Here is a 21919-nt window from a genome sequence, read left to right as displayed (position 1 = left end):
GCAGAGCCTTAGCTGGCTGTATCAGAGTCCGCTTTGAATGGCCAGCGTGCAGGCTGGCCACCACCATGTCAGTGTTAGACGTCCGGCAGAATGTCGTCGAAGAAATTCGCGTGCAACTCGTACTCTAAAGAGCCGAATCGCGCGATCAGGTGTGCTCTTAACTCACCCTCGGCTACGGGTTCAAAATTGATCCAGTAACTGTATACGAGGCCCTCATCCGATTCGTTGGCCGTGACCTCCGAATCGGCCAGAAGCTCGGCGTCGTCGAGAGAAATGTCCAGCTCATTCGCCAGGGCCTGGGCCATAGTTTTGCGGTTGCCGCGTTCAGCTTCTTCGACTTGGGCCCAGTGCTCCCATTCAGATCTACGGTCGCGATCAGCATCAGACTCACTGCTGGAGATGACCACGCCTTCCTCAGCAAGCAGCCATATACCATCACGGCGTAGCAATTCGACCGTGGCTTTAAGATAGAACGCTGCACCGTGATACATCCTCTCTTGGTCTTGCTGCCCCTGATACGTAAGGGAGAGCCCCAACGTCAGCTTTCCGGTTGTATCGCTGTAGGCAGTGGTTTCCACTTCAAGAACATCAATGGCGAATCCGCTCGCATTGGTATCCGCAATCGCACCGGAGAGCTGATCATCCAATTCTAGATCTAGGTCGGCGTAGACATCATCCTCATGGATCGCTTGGGAAAAGTCTTTGATCCCAAAAACGGCCAACATCAGACGCGGATCCTTGGGGTTCCGTTGGGCGACGACAGAAAGCTCATGGTAATCAGCGAAGCCCGCTTTTTGCACAAGGGTTTCTTGAGCGACAGAAAGCTTCAGGCCCTGATCACGAGCAAGCTGTTTAGCTTGGGATTTAAAGATGTTTAGCGGGGAAAAATCAGACATGGCAATGGTTCCTAAATCTACGACGCTTAGGTGTCCGATTGCCTGTTCACCGGGCAGCGTCTGGTTAGGGACATGCCGATGTAAAACTGAAGGGTGTCACAGATGGGCTATTGCTTCGCGAAACAGGCGCCAGGCGACCATCACCGCCTGGGCCGATCATAGGTCAGGGAAATTAACTCTGCAATAGCCTGCGCGAGCGGCAGCCCTAGGCCGGTTACGCGGGCAGTATCTAGGAGGGGGGCTCGGGTATCTGCCACGAACGCAAGCGGAGCGCGCCGGCCCTCTGGGCCAAAGGCCTGAGGATGGAAGCCCGCAGGGCCAAAACCTGGCGAAGCCAGGGTTTGGTTTACGACAGCCGCCCCCGATAGGGGGCTGGCCCGAAGCAGGATACTTCAGATCGCCGTCAACCTATCAGAGCAGGGAAACCTCCAATGGCCTCGCGAATTTAGCTCTGTACCATTTCCGACTATGGCCCTAGTGAACAGTGCTACTGGTTGTCGGTAATCCGACTGCGTATGCCAATGACGTGTTTGCTGAGTGGTGCCCCATCCTCTCGCTCATTTGGCGCATCAAGTCAGCATAACCATCGGTGGTCTTGCGTACGCTATGAGGTGTGATCAGGGACGCATCAACATCCGCTTCACGAGCCCACGAGACGCAGATCTTTCTCAGCGCGTAAGGCGATAGTGGTCGCCCAGGAGCATTAGCCGCACGGAAAAGATACTCTCCGTCCGACAACTTCGAGGTCTTGATGTATTGCTCGAACATCGACCTGTGCTTATCTGGGATCGCATCAAGAACATTCTTGGTTTCACGGATTTTCACGCCATACACCGCGTCACCGTGCCGCATTCTTGCCGATAGGAACTCGTTTTGTCGCAAAGCACCAGCATGCATGCGAACAGAGCTCGATCTCTCAAGCTCCCAGATTCGGCAAGGATCTTTTCCAGCGTCTGAACTTGTTCCTTGGACAACCCCGGCTGAGCCCCGCGAGCCAGTTCAGGTGACAGGCTATGACTAGCACCTGGAGAAACCTGCACATGTTTGAAGGCTACGAGTTTTTTCAGGGATAGATCGTTCACAAGCCGTTCCAGATTCAGATCATCTCCGGTCTGCAGGGTAGCTTGGATCGCTGAACCAATTGCCTGCCTGACATCGGCTCCTGGCGGTACAGGTTCACCGGGTTGGCAGACTTTTGAGGTCTCGCTGAGATCGTGCAAACTCAGATAACCCAGTCCCCGCGCAAGCGCTTTTTGAGCATCTGCAAGTGAGATTGGGGCAGGGCCACACCATTGCTGCTGCAACTGCTTAGCCAGGCTTTTGAAGCCGCGATTACGGATCAAGTCGTTTGGATAGATTGGAACGCGCATAGCAATTCTCCGGTCGCCAGGGTGTCGGCTGCCCGCTGACTATCGTCGAAATGCGTGCGATAAAGAGGGTGTTGCAACCTGTGGCATTTGAGCCTTCACGAGCCGACCGTTTGATCCAGGAAGATCAGAGAGGTGGCAAAGTTAGCATGCAAATTCGCAGGGCGTCTACGATAGGCTACACAATGTGAGGGGGCGTTGCTCGTTGGGCTGCAGAGCCTCTTGGTAGCGCACCTTGGGCCATTTTGGTTAGTAGGCCTTCTGCGTAATCTGGATTTTGATTCATGATTTCAGCGAACTGAAAAATGAGGACAGGTGTGGCGAATTTCAAATCTACAGAGATGCGATTCCTCGACTCTATCTTTGAGATGTCGGAGGGGTACGTTTTGGACTTCTCTACACCAACGATGGATAGGTTTTTCATGGAAGAGCTTGAGATCGACATCTCTCACGAGATGTTCTCCAAAGATGGCACCTCCAAGGCTAGGCGCGTCCGATGTCTCCTCCAGAACGCCGACCATCCAACGGTAGTTCGAGTGCTCGTGGCCCTCTGGAAGCACCGGCAAACTATTCGAGCAGAGAACAAGGCCACGGAAGACGTGGTAAATGCCGAAGGCCGCTTTCTATCCCTCCTCGAATCTATCAGATCGCCAGGGCAGCACGCCCAGGTGGTACAAAATCCTTTCGCTGCGGCAACGGTCATCGATCAGGGCGCAGTCCTCGATGCTTTAAAGCAGCGGCTGTACGACCTGCGCGATCTGCCACCGCAGAAGCGTGGCTACGAATTCGAAGGATTTCTCAAAGAGCTTTTTGATTCCTCCAAGCTTCAGGCGCGTTCGCCGTTCAGCCTGGTTGGTGAGCAAATAGACGGAAGCTTTCAGCTTGGAAACGAAACGTATTTGATCGAAGCCAAATGGGTCAGAGATCCGATTGGGGCAGCCGAACTCCATACGTTTCAAGGCAAGCTCGATCAGAAAGCTGCTTGGGCGCGTGGCGTTTTCATCAGCTATGGCGGGTTTACACATGAAGGCCTTCACGCATTTGGCAGAGGCCGAAAGGTGATCTGCATGTCCGGCGAGGATATCTACAAAGCACTGGGACGGCGGATACCCATTGCGGAGGTAATTGACCGGAAGGTTAGAGCTGCCGCAGAAACTGGCGCTGCGTTCGTGCCGTTGGATGAGTTGTTCAAGCCGTGACCTGAGTGTGGCGCACGATCAATGGTTTGAAGTCATCTGCTTTTCTTTTTCACGAGGTGGTGAACGAACTACGGCTACGTTAGAGGAAGGAATGACTCCTAAAGATGAAGAGTACGAAAACTGGCTATCTGGACTCATTGAAAAAGATACTGAAAAAAACAGCAATTACAAAGCTATAAAAAAGAACTCGACGCTATTGAAAAGGCTTTTCATCGAGCAATAACGGTGGCTCTCCAGATTTAAAAAACAAAGAACGAAATTAACCAAGTTATGACTGACTTTCTAGATCCTCCCATTCTTTATACACTATTAGAATGGGTTTATAAGTGGTGGTCACAGGATTGAAATGTTTTTTCATATCCTCTTTCTCCACAAGCTGTCTGATCTCAGTCCTATATGACTTTTTAAATCGAATCTTATCTACTTTACCATCAATATATTTTGAACAGGCGAAATCGTAGTGGTTCACAAGAGACTGTACAGCAGAATCCATGATCTTTCTGAATAGCAAGAGGTTAGCGGCTTCCTCCGCTGAGAGACTACCGAGATCCTCCTTTACCACAAGAGGAACCATAACCAAAGATACTTCATTAATCTTTACCTTGGCCCCCTCAATTGACTGGCTGATACCTGTCTCAACCATAGCATTCTGCAAATTCAGATTTTCTTGAGCGATTAAATTTGCTTTTTTACTGGATGACTTCGCAAAATACATAGCACCGACAGAAACAACCATGCTAATGGCAGCAATTACGTCACTCAACTTAATATCCATCAACCTGCTCGCCTTTTCATTGCACTGATGACATCAAGAACATCGCTATTATTCGAGGCCGCAGTGCCACGAATGGACTCTGAAATTACATATTCATTACTATCTTCAAGGCTAGGCTCTTGCCTAACAAGCTGCTCAAGCTCGTCAAGAATATTGAGCTTAGTTACTCTTGAGATTTTCTGCCGACTTGAAGTATATATCAGCTGATCTAGGTCGCGTTCGATCCTTTCGAGCACACGAGCTGAGTTTTTTGCTTCAAGTAACCAGTCAAAATACTCTCTAGCTTTTTCACTTGGTGAGGCCATTGACAGCTCTCCTTGAGATTCCCTAAATACGCCGCTCTGAAGAAGATCGTCTAAGTGACCCTCGACGGCAGCAGGGAACTCCGATCTCCAAGCAGGGCATGCTTTATACAGATAGTCATGCTGGAATGCCAGCATCAGCGCACGCGTTGAAGGCACCATGGCGAGGGCAAGTACCCTGGGCAGGGTTGGGTGCGTGAGACTAGACTTCGGGCTCCCAACAGCTGAGCTTTGAAGGTGTGGTGGGCTTGAACGAATGCGTCTCTCAGGACAGGCCAATTGAGAGCCTGCCCTTGGTAGATTGGACGGCATGTGGTGAAGACTCTCAGTCCGTCACGGGTAAACACCGTTCAGATCCTCGTCGGGCCCTGTAATCACTCCTGTGCTCAATGTGTATCTTGCCTTCTTCTATCCAGATCACACCATCTGGGTGAGTCGATCCGTGATCTCTAAAGCCGTCCTTGCGATAAAGTCGGGACAAGCACAAAGCAGATGCCATGTTATCGCCATCGGACTACAGGGCGTGGGATCAGGGCACGCTCGATCAAAAGGCTATTTAGGCACAGGTACGAGCCGCCCGTGATGTCCATGGTAGCTAGATAGGCTATCGGGCATCCAACCTGGCCTGAAGCGCCCATGGATAGTTGATATCCCGTGATGGCAAGTGTTATTATCGAGTCATAGCACTACGCACCACGCCGTCCGGGTTGCTGAATCCAATATTTTGGACACCGACCGGGCTACCTTCACAGGTGAGTGCGTTGCCAATGGCCGGGAAAGCACCAGAAACCAAAGGTTTTAGAGCTGTAATTCTTGCCATTGACGCAGCGGGTGGAGCACGCGATAGGCTTGCAGATAGGGGATCAACATGTTGACTCCCCTTTTTTTTGTCTGAAATAAACCTTTTTTGATGTCTTCAGATCGGTCGGCCCTACTCATAGGCGGATGTGGCTGGGTTGCTGCACCTATATGTTTACAATGCCATTCGCCGTGAGCCCTATTGGGCGGACACTCCAAATCCCCCCAATACCCAGCAGCTTTACGTAGTGTTATCACTCGCTTTGATTCTTCCCGCGATTGTAGATCTCACGATTTCTCTCTCAACTTGCGTTTCTTCAGAAGTAGTCGTTCATAAACATGTTGAGATGACTCGTCTTGATCACTACCCTTGGCGCGCAGTGACAGTCATAGAAACTGCCTTTGACAGAAGGATTTTTGCCAGGCCCTCTGTTGACGTTGAAGTGGCGATGGATATCCTCAACTTTTGCACCGAACCTAAATGTCCCGTTGAGCTCGCACGTCTTAGTGTGAGGCTCACCTGTTGCAAATTTTGAGTGATGTTCAGGCCCATAGATGAAGTGTTTATCATCATCGTCGATATAAAAATATCTACCGGTTGGGTCTTTACGACGCTGCTTGCGCCGATTCCTGCGCATCAACACCAACAAAGCTGTCGCGTCGACTGCGAAAAGATCCTCTTGTGCTTGAGTCAATACCATCGTGATTAACTGACGCCACTCGTCAGCATCAAAATTCTTTGCCGGAAGGATGCACATTGTGAGGTTCTCCCCACGCATCACCTCCTGCCTGAACGTGGCGAAGCTAGTAAGGAGACGTGAAGAATGATGATTGAGGAATCTAGACGGCAACTCAACTCGGCGAGGGACGTCCAGCCAATGGATAAATAGAGCGGTTTCAGTGAAATTGAGCCTCCTTTCGCAACGTCGATCCGCTAGAACAACCATAGCCCCGCAGCTCGTTGCCTTGGTGTGAAAGTAAGGCTCTAGCGTAGGTGAGCGACTGAGATCCGGAGCATCCAATTCGAGCGTCATCGGTAGGCGACTGAGGTTGGCTGGCAAGCGAATAGTGCTTCGCAGCTTGACGAACTCCTTCCTCAGGAAATCGTTCTCCGTGACAAGTGCAACCAAGATCTTCATGGCAACTTGTGGAGTTTAACCAGCACCGTCGCTGGAATCGTCACCATCTCCAGATCACCTACGTCTAAATTACCGAGGATGTCCAATAGCCTTACGGCAGCGGTCTTGCCTGAGCGGGGCTGTGGAAGTGGTTTCGTTTTCGTACTGTTCGAGTCAAGAGGGTAAGCGTAGGTTTCGTCTTTAGGTACCAAAGCAACCTTCGCAAGGTGTATCGGATGGGTAGCGACCTTGAGAAGTCCTTTGTGCTCAAGTTCCTGGGCAAATCCCTTCAAGGTTTTGTCTCTCAAAATCGATTTGTAATCGCTAACGCCTCGATTACGGAGATCCGAAGGAAGATTGCTGAGGAGTAGAGGGCCGCCCGTCGTCGCCCAGTGTTCTTGAGTCGCTGTGATTAAGATACTTTCGAGATCGTCTATAGTCATCGTATCGCTCCATGAAGGATCGCAATGATGGCGGGATGACAGCCGGGAGGCAAGATGATTGCTGTTGCGTTGCTACAGCTTGCAAAGTCAGTCTGAGCTGGGACGTCTGACAAGCGGCTTTCATGGCTATCGGCTCAACCATTGCGGTGATCAGGTAAGTCTATTCTGAATCGGATGGCACGGAGTGCGTCTGAAGAGGCGAGGATGGAAGTCCGCTAGGCCCAGAAGCGGGCTTGGCTTACGACAGCTGCCCCTTGCAGGGCGCCCCTGCGAGGGCAAGCCAAGCCAGAAACCTGAGTAAAATCGTTCCTCTGTGACTCCAGTCTGCACTTTATCCCAATAAGGATCGTCATAAATTAGCATGGGCGTGCCCCGTGCGTGGCGAGGCAGCCTCTATTTACTAGCCCAGTAGACATCGGTTTGAAGGTTCGATTTTGTCAGTGTTACAGCCATGTGAACTCGAATGAGCCATGCTAGCGCTCAAGTGAGCTTCCATGTGGCTATAGGAAATTGATCAAAAAAACAGGCAGTTGGTATGTTCAGTTTGCGCTTCGAGGTTTGCTCAATTGCGGTTACCAGCTTTTAGCCGCATAGCCCGCTGACAGGTGGACTAATCTATTGTGATTGCCTGGCGTAGCGTCATGGAAACAGGTGTCGGGTTTCACCTCTTGGGTCGCCTACGCGAGGGCGTTCAGGTAGCCGCGCTCGGAGACATTCTTCGATCATGCGATTTTTATCGTGCAGGTAGATCGATTTCATTTTCTGAGAAATGGGCCGGTGCCCAGGTGTGTGATTATTACATTCGTTGCTGTCTCAGCTTGCCGTTCCTGATTTCTTGCACGATAAACTCGTGATGCAAGCGGAGCGCGCCGGCCCACCATGGGCCAAAACCTGGCGCAGCCAGGGTTTGGTTTACGACAGCCGTCCCCGAAGGGGCAAGCCCCGCAAGTCCGACAACCAGGGAGAGACTTAGTTGGAGCTTGCCCGCCTGCCAGCAATCTCAAAGTCCTCATCCCTAAGGCGCTGAAGCTCTAACACCTCGGCCTCATATTCTTCAACGGCGAGGCCGGCCTTGAGTCGATTGAGTAGCTCACGCTGTTTACGGTCGAATAGCTGCATGGCTGAAGCTAAGTGCACAGACGATACTGTTGCAGCGTAATTTGCGACCTTATTGAACGCCAGGTGGATATAGCGCTCAACTGCTTCAGCAGACTTATGTCCTGTCCACATCATCACTTCGATAATAAAGGTTTGGCTACTCAACAAGGACTGCCTGAATTGATCAGGATTTTCTAGCTCGTGCTGTTTAATTAGCTGGACGAATTTATTCGTAATGAAGGCATGCCGAAACATGTGCGGAGATATTTTTTCCTTAATCCCCGCTGTCTTTTTCAGAAGAGAAATTTCCGAGGTGATTGTGTCCGGAGATATTCCCTTTGCAAAAGTTTGTGATATAAACAGAAAACCGTCGTCTACCTTTCCCTTGACGACCTTTCTGCGCATGAAGTCAATGTGTTTTTTAATATCACTGAGAACCATTTTGTGAACAGGGATGAATCGTTGGTTAGACACCCCTTGCTTCCAAGTCTCTAGCCTAAGCATTGGTTCATCCATCTCCAGTGCATTAAGGATGTCTTTAACCAATATTCTCGAAATTTCTCCCCTGCGCGCACCGGTGTGCTCCAGCAGCAGGAGCATGATCTTTCTTCTGGAATCGATAAATCTCGATTTAGAATCCCTGTCCACAGCGTCCAGCAGACGCTTTATGTTTTCGTCTGAAATCGGAAATATCGACCGAACGCGTCCGCCCAAACTTAGAGAGTGATGATGTACAAACTCTTTTTTCAATGAGCGGCCATTACGATATTTAATCGTAAAGGCGTGCATGGTGATTCTGATCGTCCCGCCGACCGCGACAAAGGTCTCATTCTCGTGAAGCCTACCAACGAACTCCAGAAAGGCCAGGCAAACTCGACCTATGGCCAGAATTGTCGGCTCAGTCCGTTTATTCGAGGTTGGGTAAATTCGAGACTTTTCGTCTCTAAGGGAGTCGATAAATTGTGTAAAGCTAGAGTCAGTCAGGTGAATGAAGTCGATGTTGGAATGATAGCAGTAACGAACTAGATGGCTAATCTTCGAGGCGTACTCACCGAAGGTTCCGCCTTTAGATCCACGCGTCGATAGGTTGCGGTTGCCATTGCGACCAGGTCGTTCCATCAACGACAGAATGTACTGATTCACAGGTACACAGGGCGCACCATTCGGCCACGTGACGTATGGAACATTGTTGAATGTCCTTGTCTCAATCGAGCCAAGCGCCATATGGGAAAACAGCGTCATCTCTTCCAAGACCGAAAGCAGCTGGTTTTGGCTTTTCTTCGTCATCTTCTGTATTCATCAAGGTTTACAACAGAAGGGCCATTGGGCGCAGGAATCTTGTCGTAAGGTGGGGCGTTAAGCGATGCCATCGCTGTCAGCGCTTTGATGGCCTCCTGAGCCCGTAGTGACCTGACACCAGCGTTCGGCGCATCCCTGACACTTTTGATGTGATCGCGAGCATTGCCTAGAGCATGAAGCAGTGTGAGGTTCGTTTTTTGGTGCAAGGCCAGTTTCTGCTCCAGCTCCGCAACTCGCAGCGACAGACCAACCTTGGTTCGCTTATTGGAGCGCTCCTCGCGTCGCTCTGCGGCCTCTAGCGCTTCAAGGGCCGCGACACGAAGTTTATTCAGTCCGTCGAATCCCGTAGACAGGTTACTTTCCGCATAAGTCTTAAGAGTGTTCAGACTGACAGGGGTTGTTGTCTTCGTCTCTTCGCCTACGGTGAAACTGAAGTGCAGAGCTGCCGTTGAGCCCTGACTTTTCAGCGCTGCCACCAGCTCTTTGTTGCCTCTAAAGCTGTCGGGAGCCCTACGGATTTTTTCCAGGCACTCAACCAGGGTGCTAAGCGCCAACGTGTTGCGTTCTACACGAGCATCAGTCTTCTTCATGCTGCTTCCTTCATGACCCGAGCTACTACCCTGAAGCTCTGGCCTTCATCGTCCTGGATGAATTCCGGCTCAATCTCCACGGCGCCTTTTTCCATGAGATCCGAAAGGTAATCTTCGAGCTCATCGGTGTCGACTAAGGTGAAATCTTCTGTGCCATAGCGGGTTTTCAACAGGGCAGCCAAGCTTTCAAAGCTGGCTACATCGCCGCTGTGGAGTGCCTCGGCCACGAATTGTGCTTTAGCTCCTCGGAGGCTGGCACCATCCATGGACTCGGTGATGTAGTTCCAGATATGTTGCACATCGGTATGCCCGAGCATCCATTGCAAAGTCTCAAGTCCGCCAAAGCTGCTGGAGTAGAAGAACAGCATTGCGAAGAAGCGGCGAAGCTGATGCTGACGGATGTAGTACCGTTGGCCATCTTCGTTCGTATCAGTTTCAAAGTAATCACAAAAGAAGTCGAGGTTTTGGTTAAAACCGTAAACGGCAACCTGGGAGAAATCAGCATTTCCCTTTCCGGATGGGCTGGCAAACAGGCCCTTAAGTTCGCTTAGGAACCCAATGCGTTTAAGGATTTTCTGCATCCTGATAAGGCTTTTAATCATCTTCACGGCAATTGGTTCAATTGGCCGTGCTTCAACCTGGCGTGTGCCGAAAAGCTGATAGGTGCTTTTGCGATTCACAAAAACCAGCCATTTTTCCGTAACATCCAAACAGTCTGTGACGTGCAGATCCAATAGTTCGCCAATACGCCTTCCCATTAGTGCACCAACAACGACTTGAGTGCATCCAATAAGCACTTTCACCATTTCAATCAGCCCATGATTAGAGCGAAGTTTGGTAAAGTATTCGGATTTCATGCCCTTAGTGGTGCTGGCGTACTGTGTTCCTGCGCTACGTCGTGACAACCCAAGGCTCTCCACGCCTAATGAAGTTAAGCGATGACCAACCACCTTCTTCAGTTGTTTGTCGGTTAAATCGTTCAGGGATATCTGCTGATTTTTACAATACAGCGCCGCTCGACAATAGCCGTCTACGATATCTGAACCATGTTTTAAGTAAAACTCAATAGAGTTTCGCACTGCGCCAAACACGATATGAGACGGAAGCGTCCTGAATCTTCCTGCAGCCTCCGTTTCAATCGTGAAGTTTTTGGCGCTGATTAAGTCCTCCGTTGACGGGGCGGGTAAATCAAGGTCGTGCAAATTTCCAAGGCTATAAAGAGTCCTTCTGTACTCGCTGAAATTCGAATCTCCCATCTTTTCCCGACTACCTGTCGCCACAGGAATTGGAAGCAGTTCTCGTACAAAATCATCCCCGCTTTGTACGGACAGGATTCCGATAATGGGTTTGTCGTCGAACCTCGCTTTGAGCGTGTTTCGGTAGACTTCGTTTGATACCGTTACAGAGTTGGGGTTGTATCCCTTGTCACGAGATATTCGATACAACCCCTTCAGATACAGAGCTGCTCTGATTTTTGGTATCAAATTCAGTGAGACTTCCAGCACGTTCTCGTCTATTTGCTGCGGAGTAATGATCGCGAGATCAGGCCATTCTTTAAGCGCAAGATCAATCTCAACCTGGCTGGTTTCAAGTACGAGCTTCAGGCAGTAAAGGGACATCCGCTTTGACCAGGCATAAACAGATTCCGCTGTGTCACTGCTAGAACCAATTTCTGACAGGATCAACTTCAAATTGTCTCTGCCAAGACCGGCCAGGCCATGTTGGGCAAGTTTGAATTGCTCGCAATTGAGCAGCAAGAAGTCGACGATATGCAGTGCGCGTGCAAGCTCACTTGATCGCACGCCGCTCGAATTGGAAGCTGAATTAGCCTGGGTTGAGCCTGTCAGAAAATATTTCAAGCCATCCAGAAGATCTTTATTTTTTTTGTCGATCAAACGGCTGCCGTCGCTGAGCTCTACATCCCATTCGATCCTTTTTGGATTCTTGAAGCCAAAGCTGTACATCCATACGTTATCGTCGAAGTCGCTAAGCAGCCAGTCTGTAGACCTCAAAGATTGATAGGAGTCAACGAAGTACGGCTCAAGAAAATCTAATTCAGGCGGCAGCGACATAAATAATGTTCTCCATGCGAGACGGGTTGCAATGAGCTCTGGCTACGTTGAGGTGCTCTTTAAGCAGGGCATCGTTGCCCCGTACGATTTCGTCGCTGACGGCTTTAGATACATCTGCCCAATACTTAGCTTTGCCACATACCTCATGGGCTTTTTCAGAGCTAGCGACGGCGGCCTCCAAGGAAAGCAGGGCGGTCATGATTCCTACATCAATAGAAATGTAAACCTCACTACTGCGAGACTCGATTTGCTCAGCGCTAGGCTTGTTTTCCGGGTTTCTTAGGTGACTCGGAATATCCTTCAGCGCGTGGTTTTTAAGGAAACCGTGAAGTTCGTCCATGCTCGAAAAATCTGTTGCCTCGAGCAAGTAAGGGCTGTCTTTCATCGCCTCGCAGATAAAGCTGCGCTGGAAAATTCGGATCCAGCGTGTTTGGAAGAAAGACAGGATTGCCTCAGGGAGATACCGCCGAAGCAGTACCGCATCGTAACGGACGTGGCCCAAAGCTTTGGCCATTTCAGTAACGCTTTTTGTTCGCAGATAGACCATCACGCCACAGGATGAGCGGATCGAACTAAGCGTTACCCGTTCCAGAAACTGGCGGAGGTCACATTGCAGCATGTGCTGATAGGGGGCGAACTGGTTGAGAAGCACGTCGAGCGATTTGGGCATCGAATTGAATTTGGAGCGATTCCACGCGGGTTGAGTGACGCTACTCGGCGTCGAAAAACCGTATCCACAAGTGATAAACAGTTCCTTGAACGCAGGCTTTCCCGCTAGACGCAGCGCTTCTCTCAACGGCTCGGTAATCTCGAGAATTTCTTCGATCCACTGCTGGGATTGAGCGGTCAACTGGATAACCTGCTCGCTTAGTTTCTTGCCCCTACGATCCTTAAAGCCAATGAGCTTGGCCCCGCTGTCATCCTTGATGTAGCCAATCGAATCCCCGTTGTCATCAAGGAGCATGAGCTTATCAAGAAAGCCATGGGTAATTTCCGGGTGCTCGGTTACAAGCAGGCATTGATATGGATACAGCTTGTCCGCAGTCGGCAAGCCGAGTAAGCCAGAAACCCTCACTAGATTGCCGTTGCCGAAATGAGAGTTCAGATAGTTTCTCTCGGCTCGAAAACCATCAGCTTCAAAGGTCGCGCAGATGTTTTCAATACCGAGCTGCTCAATCGATTTCAAGGAACCACCCCTGACGATAGGCCGGCCCATTTTGGCCATTGCCTTGCGCTCCCTAACCTTGGAGAGAAGCTGTCGACATTGCTCAGTCGCCCACAGTTTAATCACCGACACATCTGTCTCGATGTTATGGAAGATGATCTCAATCGCCTCTTCATCTGTAACGTGAAGTGGTACAGGTGTGATCAGCTTTTCATGCACAACTACGCCGTCTTCACGAGTTTTTTTCCTCGTGCCCAAGCCTAGATCTGGCCTCTCCAGCGGCTTAGGAAGTCCACCTTGGTACGGCAAGGCCCAAACGCCGGTTTCGACGAAAATTTCCTCACAGTTGGCGATAAACCTCCTCCAGCTTTTGATCTGGCCGTTGATGTTCTTTTTTTCTTCATGGGCCTTGAGGAAAAAATCCTTCATGAAGGCTAGGAAGAACGCCTTGATCATTTGAGGGTGCTGGAAGGTTACAGCGGGCCAATCCTCGCGATGTTCAGCAAGGAATTTCGCCATTTTGTTCACCTCTGTGTAAGCAGGCCGGGCCTGCTTCTTAAAAAAAAGCACCCAATGGTTGTAGAAGTCCTCAGTGAAGTCTTTGCCGTGGCTCAACCACAGGCAGGGGAGGCTGAGAAAGTATTCTCGACCCTTCGGAGATGTGACTCCCCATCCATTCCAATACCGGAGGCTTTCTTCATTCAGCTTCGAGCGGTATTCGTTCCATAGGGCTACGTTATCCCGCATGCTTTCCGGATCAGCCCGCAGCTCTTCCATAGCCGGAACCTGCGCCCGGATAACGTTATGGATGCCAGTGAACAAGCGAACAACCGATTGACGTGAAGTCGGATCGTTGTCGATAAAGGAGGTACTCCTCATCGCTCCCAGGAAGCCCCTAGCCAGCTCAAAGTACGACGGGCTAGACAGCGTGAGATACGAGACCTTTGCCCCCATCAGATCGCAATAGCATTCGAATAACTTGAGCGGAATCACTGACGGGATGCTTGGAAAATCCTTCGCAGCGTTCTCCATCAGGGCAACTACCTCAGGCGACAGTGCTCTGAAAGGGTAGTTGGGCAGAGGGGCGGTTTTTCTGATGATTGTCAAAATGATTTTCTCGGCTTGGCATGCCTTAAGTGTCTGTTTTTAAGGCGTTTTGTAGATTTTGACAGGTATGTGCAATCGGTCAAGTGCCCCAACGCAGCCTTGATGCCGATCTGGCTTTGGCTCTGAGTTTGAACGGTCGTGAACTGTTCCGCGCTGAACAGCCGCTGAAGATTCTGCTGATGTCCGCCACGCTGGAAGGCGAGCGTCTGGCCGGGTTGCTGGATGACGCGCCGATCCTGCGCAGCGAAGGGCGCATGTACCCGGTGACGATGCGCTGGGGGCGGCCGTTCCAGCCTGGCGAATACATCGACCAGCGCGTGACCCAGACCGTCCTCGAAGCCCTGCACGATGAAACCGGCAGCCTGCTGGTGTTTCTTCCGGGGCAGGCGGAAATCCGTCGTGTGCACCAGCATCTGAGCGATGCCATCGGCGAGCGTAAAGATGTCTTGCTCTGCCCGCTGCACGGCGAACTGGACCTCAACGCCCAGCGCGCCGCCATCGACCCGGCGCCGACCGGCCAGCGCAAAGTGGTGCTGGCGACCAACATTGCCGAAACCAGTCTGACCATCAACGGCGTGCGGGTGGTGATCGACGCCGGGCTGGCGCGGGTGCCGCGTTTCGACCCGGGCAGCGGCATGACCCGTCTCGATACGCAGCGTATTTCCAAGGCCAGCGCCACCCAGCGTGCGGGCCGGGCCGGACGTCTGGAACCGGGCGTGTGTTATCGCCTGTGGTCGCAGGATCAGCACGAGCAACTCGCCGCTTACGGCAGTGCGGAAATTCTGTCGGCGGATCTGGCGGGGCTGGCGCTGCAACTCGGACGCTGGGGCGTCACGCCGGGCGAACTGGTCTGGCTCGATATTCCGCCGGCAGCAGCCTATGCACAGGCGCAGGATTTGTTGCAGCGCCTGGGCGCACTTGAAGGCGAGGCGCTGACCGCGCACGGTCAGGCCATGGCTGAATTGCCGGCACATCCGCGCATCGCCCATCTGTTGCTGCGCGGTCAGGCGCTGGGGTTGGCGCACATGGCCTGTGACGTCGCGGCGCTGCTCGGCGAACGCGATATTTTGCGCGGCGCCGGGGCGGATCTGCACAGCCGGCTGGTGCTGCTCTCCGGCGAAGAACGCGCGGCACGCGGTGCTCAGGGCGGCGTGCAACGTGCGCGGCAACTGGCGCGGCAGTATCGCGGTTACCTGCGCAGCAAGGCCAGCGAGCCCGTCAGCGACCCCGATCATCCGCGCTGGCTTGGCGCATTGCTGGCGCTGGCCTATCCGGATCGCGTCGCCCAACAGCGGCGTGCCGGTGGCGCCGAATATCGGCTGGCCAATGGTCGCGCTGCGCTGTTCGCCGAAGCCGACAGCCTGATGAAGGAGGCGTGGATTGTGATCGCCGACCTCGGCAGTCGTCAGGGGCAGCGCGAGGAGCGGATTTACCTGGCGGCGGATTTCGATCCGACGCTGTTCGACTCGGTGCTCGCCGAGCAAGTGCGTGCCGTCGATCAACTGGACTGGGACGAGCGCGAAGGCGTGCTGCGCGCCGAGCGTCAGCGCAAGGTTGGCGAACTGATCCTCAGCCGCGAACCGTTGACCGGGCTCGACGAAGCGGCGCGCAGTCAGGCGCTGGTCAATCTGGTACGGCGCAAAGGTCTGGAGTTGCTGCCGTGGACGCCGGAACTGCGTCAGTGGCAGGCGCGGGTCGCGTTGTTGCGGCAATTGGATCTGGCGACACAAGCCGACAGCCAATGGCCGGATGTCAGCGACGCGACGTTGCTCAAAACCCTGGAGGCATGGCTGATGCCCTATCTGGGCAAAGTCTCGCGACTGAGTCATTTCGCCAATCTGGACCTGTCGAGCATCGTGCGCAGTCTGCTGCCGTGGCCATTGCCGCAGAAGCTTGATGAGCTGGCGCCGCATCACATCAGTGTGCCGTCGGGGTCATCGATTCGTCTGGATTACAGCGAGTCGCCGCCGATTCTCGCGGTGCGTTTGCAAGAGCTGTTCGGTCTCGCCGAGACGCCGCGAATTGCCGGCGGGCGGCAAGTGGTCAAGCTCCACCTGCTGTCGCCGGCGCGGCGGCCGGTGCAGGTGACGCAGGACCTGGCCAACTTCTGGCGCAGCACCTATGCCGAGGTGAAAAAGGATCTGAAGGGGCGGTATCCGAAGCATTATTGGCCGGATGATCCGCTGGTGGCCGAGGCCACGGCGCGGATCAAACCGCGCAAGTGAGCCTTTGCCCGGAGTTGATCAGGCCTCGCCGTAGAGGCTTTGCGCAGCACGGCGGCGGTGCTTGATGCTGTGGCAGACCCACACCAGCGTGATCCACAGCGGAATCGCGTAGACCGCCATCCGGTTGACGGGGTCCATCAGCATGACCGCCATGATGAACACCATGAAGGCCAGACAGACATAGTTACCGTAGGGGTACCACAGCGCCTTGAACCGTGGTGTCTGCCGGGTCTCGTTCAGGTGCCGACGAAATTTGCCGTGAGCCAGGCTGATCATCGCCCAGTTGATCAGCAGCGTCGCCACCACCAGTGATAGCAGTATTTCGAGGGCCTGCTGCGGGATCACGTAGTTCAGCACCACCGCGATCAAGGTCACTGCAGCCGTTGCGAGGATCGAGCGCACAGGAACCCCGCGCGAGTCGATCTTGACCAGGCTTTGTGGCGCGTCACCCTGCCGGGCCAGACCGAGCAGGATCCGGCTGTTGCAGTAGGTGCCGCTGTTATAGACCGACAACGCCGCGGTAAGGACCACGAAGTTGAGAATGTGCGCGGCGGTATTGCTGTCGAGCATTGACCACACACGTACGAACGGGCTGCCGCTGTAGGTATCGCCAGAGGCATTGAGTGACGTCAGCAGGCTGTCCCATGGCATCAATGACAACAGCACGACGAGTACGCCGATGTAGAAAATCAGGATGCGGTAGATCACCTGATTGATTGCCTTGGGGATCACGCGACGAGGGTTTTGCGCTTCGGCGGCGGTAAACCCGAGCATCTCCAGCCCGCCAAAGGACAGCATGATAACCGCCATGGACATGGCCAGGCCGGCCATCCCGTGGGGGAAAAAGCCGCCGTGCTGCCACAGGTTGCTCAGCGATGCCTGCGGCCCTCCGTTACCGCTGACCAGCAGGTAGCTGCCCATGGCGATCATCCCGATCACCGCCAACACCTTGATGATGGCGAACCAGAATTCCGCCTCGCCGAACACTTTGACGTTGATCAGGTTGAGCGCATTGATCAGCACAAAAAACACCGCAGCCGATACCCAGATCGGTATCTCGGGCCACCAGTAATGCACGTATTTGCCGACGGCTGTCAGTTCGGACATGCCGACCAGGGTGTACAGCATCCAGCAGTTCCATCCCGACAGGAAACCGGCGAATGCGCCCCAATACTTGTGGGCGAAATGGCTGAAAGAGCCGGCAACCGGCTCTTCAACGATCATCTCGCCCAGTTGTCGCATGATCATGAAGGCGATGAAGCCGCAAATGGCGTAACCGAGGATCATCGAGGGCCCGGCAGACTTGAGTGCGCCCGCCGAGCCCAGGAATAACCCCGTGCCAACGGCGCCTCCCAGTGCGATCAATTGGATGTGCCGATTTTTCAGGCTGCGTTGCAGTTGACCTGAGTGCGCATGGAGTCCGTTCATGAGAAAGGGTACTCGCAAGGTTGCTTGAGTGTTTGCAAGACACTTGCGCGGGGCGAGTCGGGCCGATGCAGTGACGCGACGGTGCCAACAGTGGGGGACAGGTAATTCTCCACAGTCATACGGATTCTGTTCCTTCAGATTATTTCTATTTTTATCAATCAGTTAGATCGAGTTTTTAGCTTGGTTACGCGCGATTTCGTGCGCGCTCCTTGGAAAAATCTATTGGAAGAAACATATTTCTATCTGTTGAATTTGTAAATGGGGGATGGTATCTAATGCATCGCACAGGGACATGCCAACGATTCCAGGGACTGAGGACTGAGGAGTGATGACGGTGACGGGCTGCAATGCACTAGGGACATTCGATTTTGTGGTCGGCGCCGAGGCCGATCCGGCGGGCTATTTTTCAGCGGCGGCGCAGGACATTCGGGCACAACTGCTGAGTGAAGGCGCGGTGCTCATTCGCGGTGCCACGCCGTGCAGGGATCCCGAGGTGTTTGAACGGGCCATCGGTGCGCTGGGTTTTCACACGCGCGATTACGTCGGCGGCAGCTCTCCACGCTCGACGATCCAGGGCAAGGTCATGGAAGCGACGCGCACCCCGCCCGACTGGTCGGTGATCCTTCATCAGGAAATGGCCTATGTAAAACATCCGCCCGAAATCATCGCTTTCGTGTGTGTCGAGCCTGCGGAGCGCGGCGGTGAATCCGTGGTCGGGGACATGCGCAAACTGGAGCAGTTGATTGATCGCGCCACCCTGCAGCAACTGACCGATCGCGGGCTCAAGTTGCGCCGCACGCTGCCCGGCGAGGCGCGGGTGAATCTCAAGCCCGGGGTGAAAAAAAGCTGGCAGGAGACGTTCTCCACTTCCAGCACCGCCGAGGCAGAAGTGCTGTGCCGGGCGCGCGGTTGGGACTTCGAGTGGAGTGGCGGCGACTTGATCCTCTGGCAGGACTGTATCGCCCCGGTGCGCCGACACCCGCGCAAAGCGGCGGACATCTGGTGCAATCAGGCGCACTTCTGGGGCGCGGCCGCGATGATCGAATGGGCGCGTATCGACGGTCGTGAACAGGACGCCAGTGAATTGGCCGAGGCGCTGCGCAATACGCCGCAACTGTTGGAGGCCATGTGTTTCGGTGACGGCGAACCACTGCCGCAAGACCTGACGCTGGAGTTGTTCCACACCGTCAGACGTCTGGAACAGGATGTCGATCTGCGGGCGGGCGATATTTTGCTGCTCGACAATTTCCAGTATGCCCACGGCCGGCGCGCCTTTTCCGGCAACAGGACCATCAACGTGATCATCGCCAATTGGGCGGATGATCAGCCACACGTAGCTCAGGGATGAAAAGATGACGATTCAGGAAAGAAACTTCACGTCGGATAGCACGTTTGTACTGACCCCCGGCGTGGATGTCAGTCTCAAGGACTTGATCAGGTATTCCCGGCCCGGGGCAAAAGTGGTCGCTTCGCAAGCCACCCGGCAACGGGTTCAGGCATCGCGAGACGCCCTGGAAAATCTCGTTGCACAAGGCGCGGTGATTTATGGGGTGAACACCGGGATGGGTGGTTTCGTTGACCATCTGGTGCCCATCGACAAAGCCCACGAGCTTCAATCGAACCTGATTCAGGGTGTCTCGACCAACGTTGCCGAGCGGTTCCCGGACAGTGTGGCGCGAGCCACCATGTTTGCGCGGATCGTATCGCTGTCCCGTGGCAACTCGGCACTCTCGCTGGAGAATTTCGACCGCTATATCGCCATTTACAACGCCGGCCTGATCCCGGAAATCCCGAGCAAGGGCTCGTTGGGGACCAGTGGCGACCTGGGGCCGCTGGCGGCGGTTGCGCGGATGCTGACCGGGGACGGTCATGCCTACCTCGACGGTGCCCGGATTCCGGCGGCGCAAGCGCTCGAGCAATTGGGCCTGGCGCCGCTGCACCTGAGTTACAAGGAAGGGCTGGCGCTGATCAATGGCACCTCCTGCATGGTCGCGGTGGCGGCGATGAATGTGGTTGAGGCCCGGGAACTGCTCGAGCAATACACGTCGATCTCGGCCTTCTCGTTTGAAGCGCTGCAGGCTCGGGTGCGTCCTTTTCATCCGGATGTTCACCAGTTGAAACCGCACCTGGGCCAGCAAAAAATTGCCGAGGCCATCTGGGCTGATCTGCAAGGCTCGGAACTGGCGATTGACGATCTTGAACTCTCTTCGCAATTGAGCGCCCTGCGCACCGACCAGGTACGCCAGGAAGACATGCCCATCGAAGATGCCTATTCCATTCGCTGCACGCCGCAAATCCTCGGGCCAGTGCTGGAGACCATCGAATTTGTCGAGCGCGTGGTCGGCAACGAACTGAACTCGTCCAACGACAACCCGTTGATCACCCCTGAAAACGGCGAGGTTTTTCACAATGGCCATTTTCATGGGCAATACATCGCTTCGGCCATGGACTACCTGACGATCTCCATCATCACCCTGTGCAATCTTTCGGATCGGCGGATCGATCGCTTCCTGACCAAAGCCAACAGCAATGGCCTGCCGTCATTCCTGTGCGCGGAAAACGGTGGCCTGCGTTTCGGCCTCATGGGCGGGCAATTCATGTCGGCGTCGCTGACGGCAGAAAACCGTTCGCTGGCCACCCCCGTCTCGATCCAGACCCTGACCACCACCGGTGATTTCCAGGACGTGGTTTCCTTCGGCCTAGTCGCCGCGCGCCGGGTGACCGAAGTGCTGCAGAACACGCGTTACGTCCTCGCGTTTGAACTGATCTGTGCAGCCCAGGCCGCCGATATTCGTGGCAACGCCAGACTCGGGCCGAAGGGCCGCGCCTGGCATGCGCGGGTGCGTGAACATATTCCGTATCTGGATCGGGATGTGGCGTTGACCGCTTACCTGGAAGCGCTCGTTACCCAGGTACTGGGAGGGCACGGCCGATGAGTTCGTCGGGAAAGAGTGACCTGTTGGCAACGGCAATCACTGAGCCGGTCCGGCTGCATGCCAACGAAAATCCGCTGGGGGCATCGGGCCTGGCCCTGCAGCTGTGCGCCTCGATGCCGACGCTCCTCAGCGAATACCCCGAAGTCACTTACAAGTCTCTGCGTCTGGCAATCGGCGAGCGCTGGCGCGTTGATCCCGAGCGCGTCGTGGTGGGCGCCGGTTCGGACGAACTGATCGACATTGCGTTGCGTAGCCTGTTGAAGCCCGGCAGTCGCATCGTGACGCAACAGCACTGCTTCAAGATGTACAAAATCCGGGCCGCGTTGCTGGGGGCCGACTACAGCGAGATGACCCCGGATGCCAGCGGCGACTATGAGGCGGCATTGCAACTGGCTCTTGAGCAAAAGCCCGACGTCGTGGTGCTGGTCAATCCGTCCAATCCATTGGGCGACTATCTGTTGCCCTCGCAGCTGTTATCGCTGGTGGCGCTGATTCCACCCGGCACGACCGTCATCATCGACGAAGCGTACGCAGAGTTTGCGCCGGATCGGGAAAACACGGCTGGTATTCAGATCGTCAACAGCCGGGAAAACGCGATATGCCTGCGCACGTTTTCCAAGGCCTACGGTATTGCCGGCCTGCGCCTTGGCTGGGCTTACGCGAGCGGCGATCAGGTGCCGGCGCTGCAAGCGCGGCGTGCGCCGTACAACGTCAGTTCGTTTTCCGCCCTGGCAGGCGAATACGTCCTGCAGGACGGCGATCATCTGGACAACACGGCGGCGTATTGTCAGGCGTGGGGGCAGGAGCTCGTGAGCCTGTTCAAGTCTCACGGCATTGAAGCCAGAAGCCGCTACGTCAATTTTGTTTTCGTCGAATGCGTCACCGCGCCACGCTGCCAGGATTTGCATCAGCATCTGGAGAGGGAAGGTTTCCTGACGTCCCGGTTGACCGACTATGGTCTTGAGACGTGTCTGCGAATCTCCTTCGGCAACCAGGCGCAGATGACCCGGTTGCGCGCTGTACTGAAGCAAAAACTGCAAACCATGGAACTTGCCTGAGGCCAGCAGGGCAGGGAGCCTTCGGCGATTGCCCAGGGCTTCC

At 54.2% G+C, this 21919-nt stretch carries 15 protein-coding genes and 1 pseudogene; 5 read left to right on the top strand and 11 right to left on the bottom strand.

Going from position 1 to position 21919, the window contains the following annotated elements:
- Window positions 1–74: 74 nt before the first annotated feature.
- Together B1722_RS13820 and B1722_RS13810 are read right to left on the bottom strand one after the other, a co-directional pair.
- The gene (locus tag B1722_RS13820; protein WP_086792942.1) at window positions 75–896 is read right to left on the bottom strand and encodes a hypothetical protein; all 822 of its coding nucleotides are present in this window, start codon (window positions 894–896) and stop codon (window positions 75–77) included.
- Between the two features lie 821 nt (window positions 897–1717).
- On the bottom strand, window positions 1718–2266 hold the full coding sequence (locus B1722_RS13810) for a hypothetical protein (RefSeq protein WP_086792938.1): 549 nt from the start codon (window positions 2264–2266) through the stop codon (window positions 1718–1720).
- 419 nt (window positions 2267–2685) lie between these two features.
- On the opposite strand from B1722_RS13810, the gene B1722_RS13805 reads away from it, so the two are divergent.
- On the top strand, window positions 2686–3462 hold the full coding sequence (locus B1722_RS13805; RefSeq protein WP_256578850.1) for a restriction endonuclease: 777 nt from the start codon (window positions 2686–2688) through the stop codon (window positions 3460–3462).
- Window positions 3463–3730: 268 nt separating this feature from the next.
- Here B1722_RS13805 and B1722_RS13800 read toward each other — a convergent pair whose 3' ends face one another.
- From B1722_RS13800 to B1722_RS13765, 8 genes are all read right to left on the bottom strand, one after another.
- On the bottom strand, window positions 3731–4237 hold the full coding sequence (locus B1722_RS13800) for a hypothetical protein (RefSeq protein ID WP_086792936.1): 507 nt from the start codon (window positions 4235–4237) through the stop codon (window positions 3731–3733).
- Window positions 4237–4542: a hypothetical protein gene (locus B1722_RS13795; protein WP_086792933.1), complete on the bottom strand. Its 306-nt coding sequence runs from the start codon at window positions 4540–4542 to the stop codon at window positions 4237–4239. Before B1722_RS13795 ends, B1722_RS13800 begins: the two co-directional genes overlap by 1 nt.
- 1112 nt (window positions 4543–5654) lie before the next feature.
- Window positions 5655–6476 (bottom strand): hypothetical protein, encoded by an 822-nt coding sequence (locus B1722_RS13790; protein WP_086792931.1) that lies wholly within the window; start codon window positions 6474–6476, stop codon window positions 5655–5657.
- Window positions 6473–6898: a hypothetical protein gene (locus tag B1722_RS13785; RefSeq protein WP_086792929.1), complete on the bottom strand. Its 426-nt coding sequence runs from the start codon at window positions 6896–6898 to the stop codon at window positions 6473–6475. Before B1722_RS13785 ends, B1722_RS13790 begins: the two co-directional genes overlap by 4 nt.
- A 969-nt stretch (window positions 6899–7867) precedes the next feature.
- Window positions 7868–9283: a site-specific integrase gene (locus B1722_RS29830; RefSeq protein WP_256578849.1), complete on the bottom strand. Its 1416-nt coding sequence runs from the start codon at window positions 9281–9283 to the stop codon at window positions 7868–7870.
- Window positions 9280–9885: a hypothetical protein gene (locus B1722_RS13775; protein ID WP_086792927.1), complete on the bottom strand. Its 606-nt coding sequence runs from the start codon at window positions 9883–9885 to the stop codon at window positions 9280–9282. Before B1722_RS13775 ends, B1722_RS29830 begins: the two co-directional genes overlap by 4 nt.
- A complete protein-coding gene (locus B1722_RS13770; protein ID WP_086792925.1) occupies window positions 9882–11957 on the bottom strand; it encodes a site-specific integrase in 2076 nt (691 codons plus the stop codon). The genes B1722_RS13775 and B1722_RS13770 overlap by 4 nt, the downstream gene beginning before the upstream one ends.
- A complete protein-coding gene (locus B1722_RS13765; RefSeq protein WP_086792923.1) occupies window positions 11941–14154 on the bottom strand; it encodes a hypothetical protein in 2214 nt (737 codons plus the stop codon). The genes B1722_RS13770 and B1722_RS13765 overlap by 17 nt, the downstream gene beginning before the upstream one ends.
- 164 nt (window positions 14155–14318) lie before the next feature.
- On the opposite strand from B1722_RS13765, the pseudogene hrpB reads away from it, so the two are divergent.
- Window positions 14319–16454: pseudogene (gene hrpB / locus B1722_RS13760) on the top strand (ATP-dependent helicase HrpB); the annotation flags it as partial.
- 18 nt (window positions 16455–16472) lie between these two features.
- On the opposite strand, the gene B1722_RS13755 reads toward hrpB, so the two are convergent.
- Complete coding sequence (locus tag B1722_RS13755; RefSeq protein ID WP_086792919.1) at window positions 16473–17882, bottom strand: amino acid permease; 1410 nt, start codon at window positions 17880–17882, stop codon at window positions 16473–16475.
- A gap of 328 nt (window positions 17883–18210) precedes the next feature.
- Between B1722_RS13755 and B1722_RS13750 the strand changes: the two genes are divergently transcribed.
- Genes B1722_RS13750 through B1722_RS13740 form a run of 3 tightly spaced genes read left to right on the top strand, consistent with a single transcriptional unit; the run spans window position 18211 to window position 21876 of the window.
- Window positions 18211–19230 (top strand): TauD/TfdA family dioxygenase, encoded by a 1020-nt coding sequence (locus B1722_RS13750; RefSeq protein WP_217436785.1) that lies wholly within the window; start codon window positions 18211–18213, stop codon window positions 19228–19230.
- 4 nt (window positions 19231–19234) lie between these two features.
- Window positions 19235–20818, top strand: coding sequence for a phenylalanine aminomutase (D-beta-phenylalanine forming) (locus B1722_RS13745; RefSeq protein WP_041065084.1), 1584 nt, complete (start codon window positions 19235–19237; stop codon window positions 20816–20818).
- Window positions 20815–21876: a histidinol-phosphate transaminase gene (locus B1722_RS13740; RefSeq protein ID WP_086792917.1), complete on the top strand. Its 1062-nt coding sequence runs from the start codon at window positions 20815–20817 to the stop codon at window positions 21874–21876. The genes B1722_RS13745 and B1722_RS13740 overlap by 4 nt, the downstream gene beginning before the upstream one ends.
- Window positions 21877–21919 lie beyond the last annotated feature (43 nt).

Source organism: Pseudomonas sp. SCPG-7, assembly GCF_002156405.1.
GTDB lineage: Bacteria > Pseudomonadota > Gammaproteobacteria > Pseudomonadales > Pseudomonadaceae > Aquipseudomonas > Aquipseudomonas parakoreensis.
Note: the sequence above shows the minus strand (reverse complement) of the source record. Positions and strands in the feature narration are given on the sequence as shown.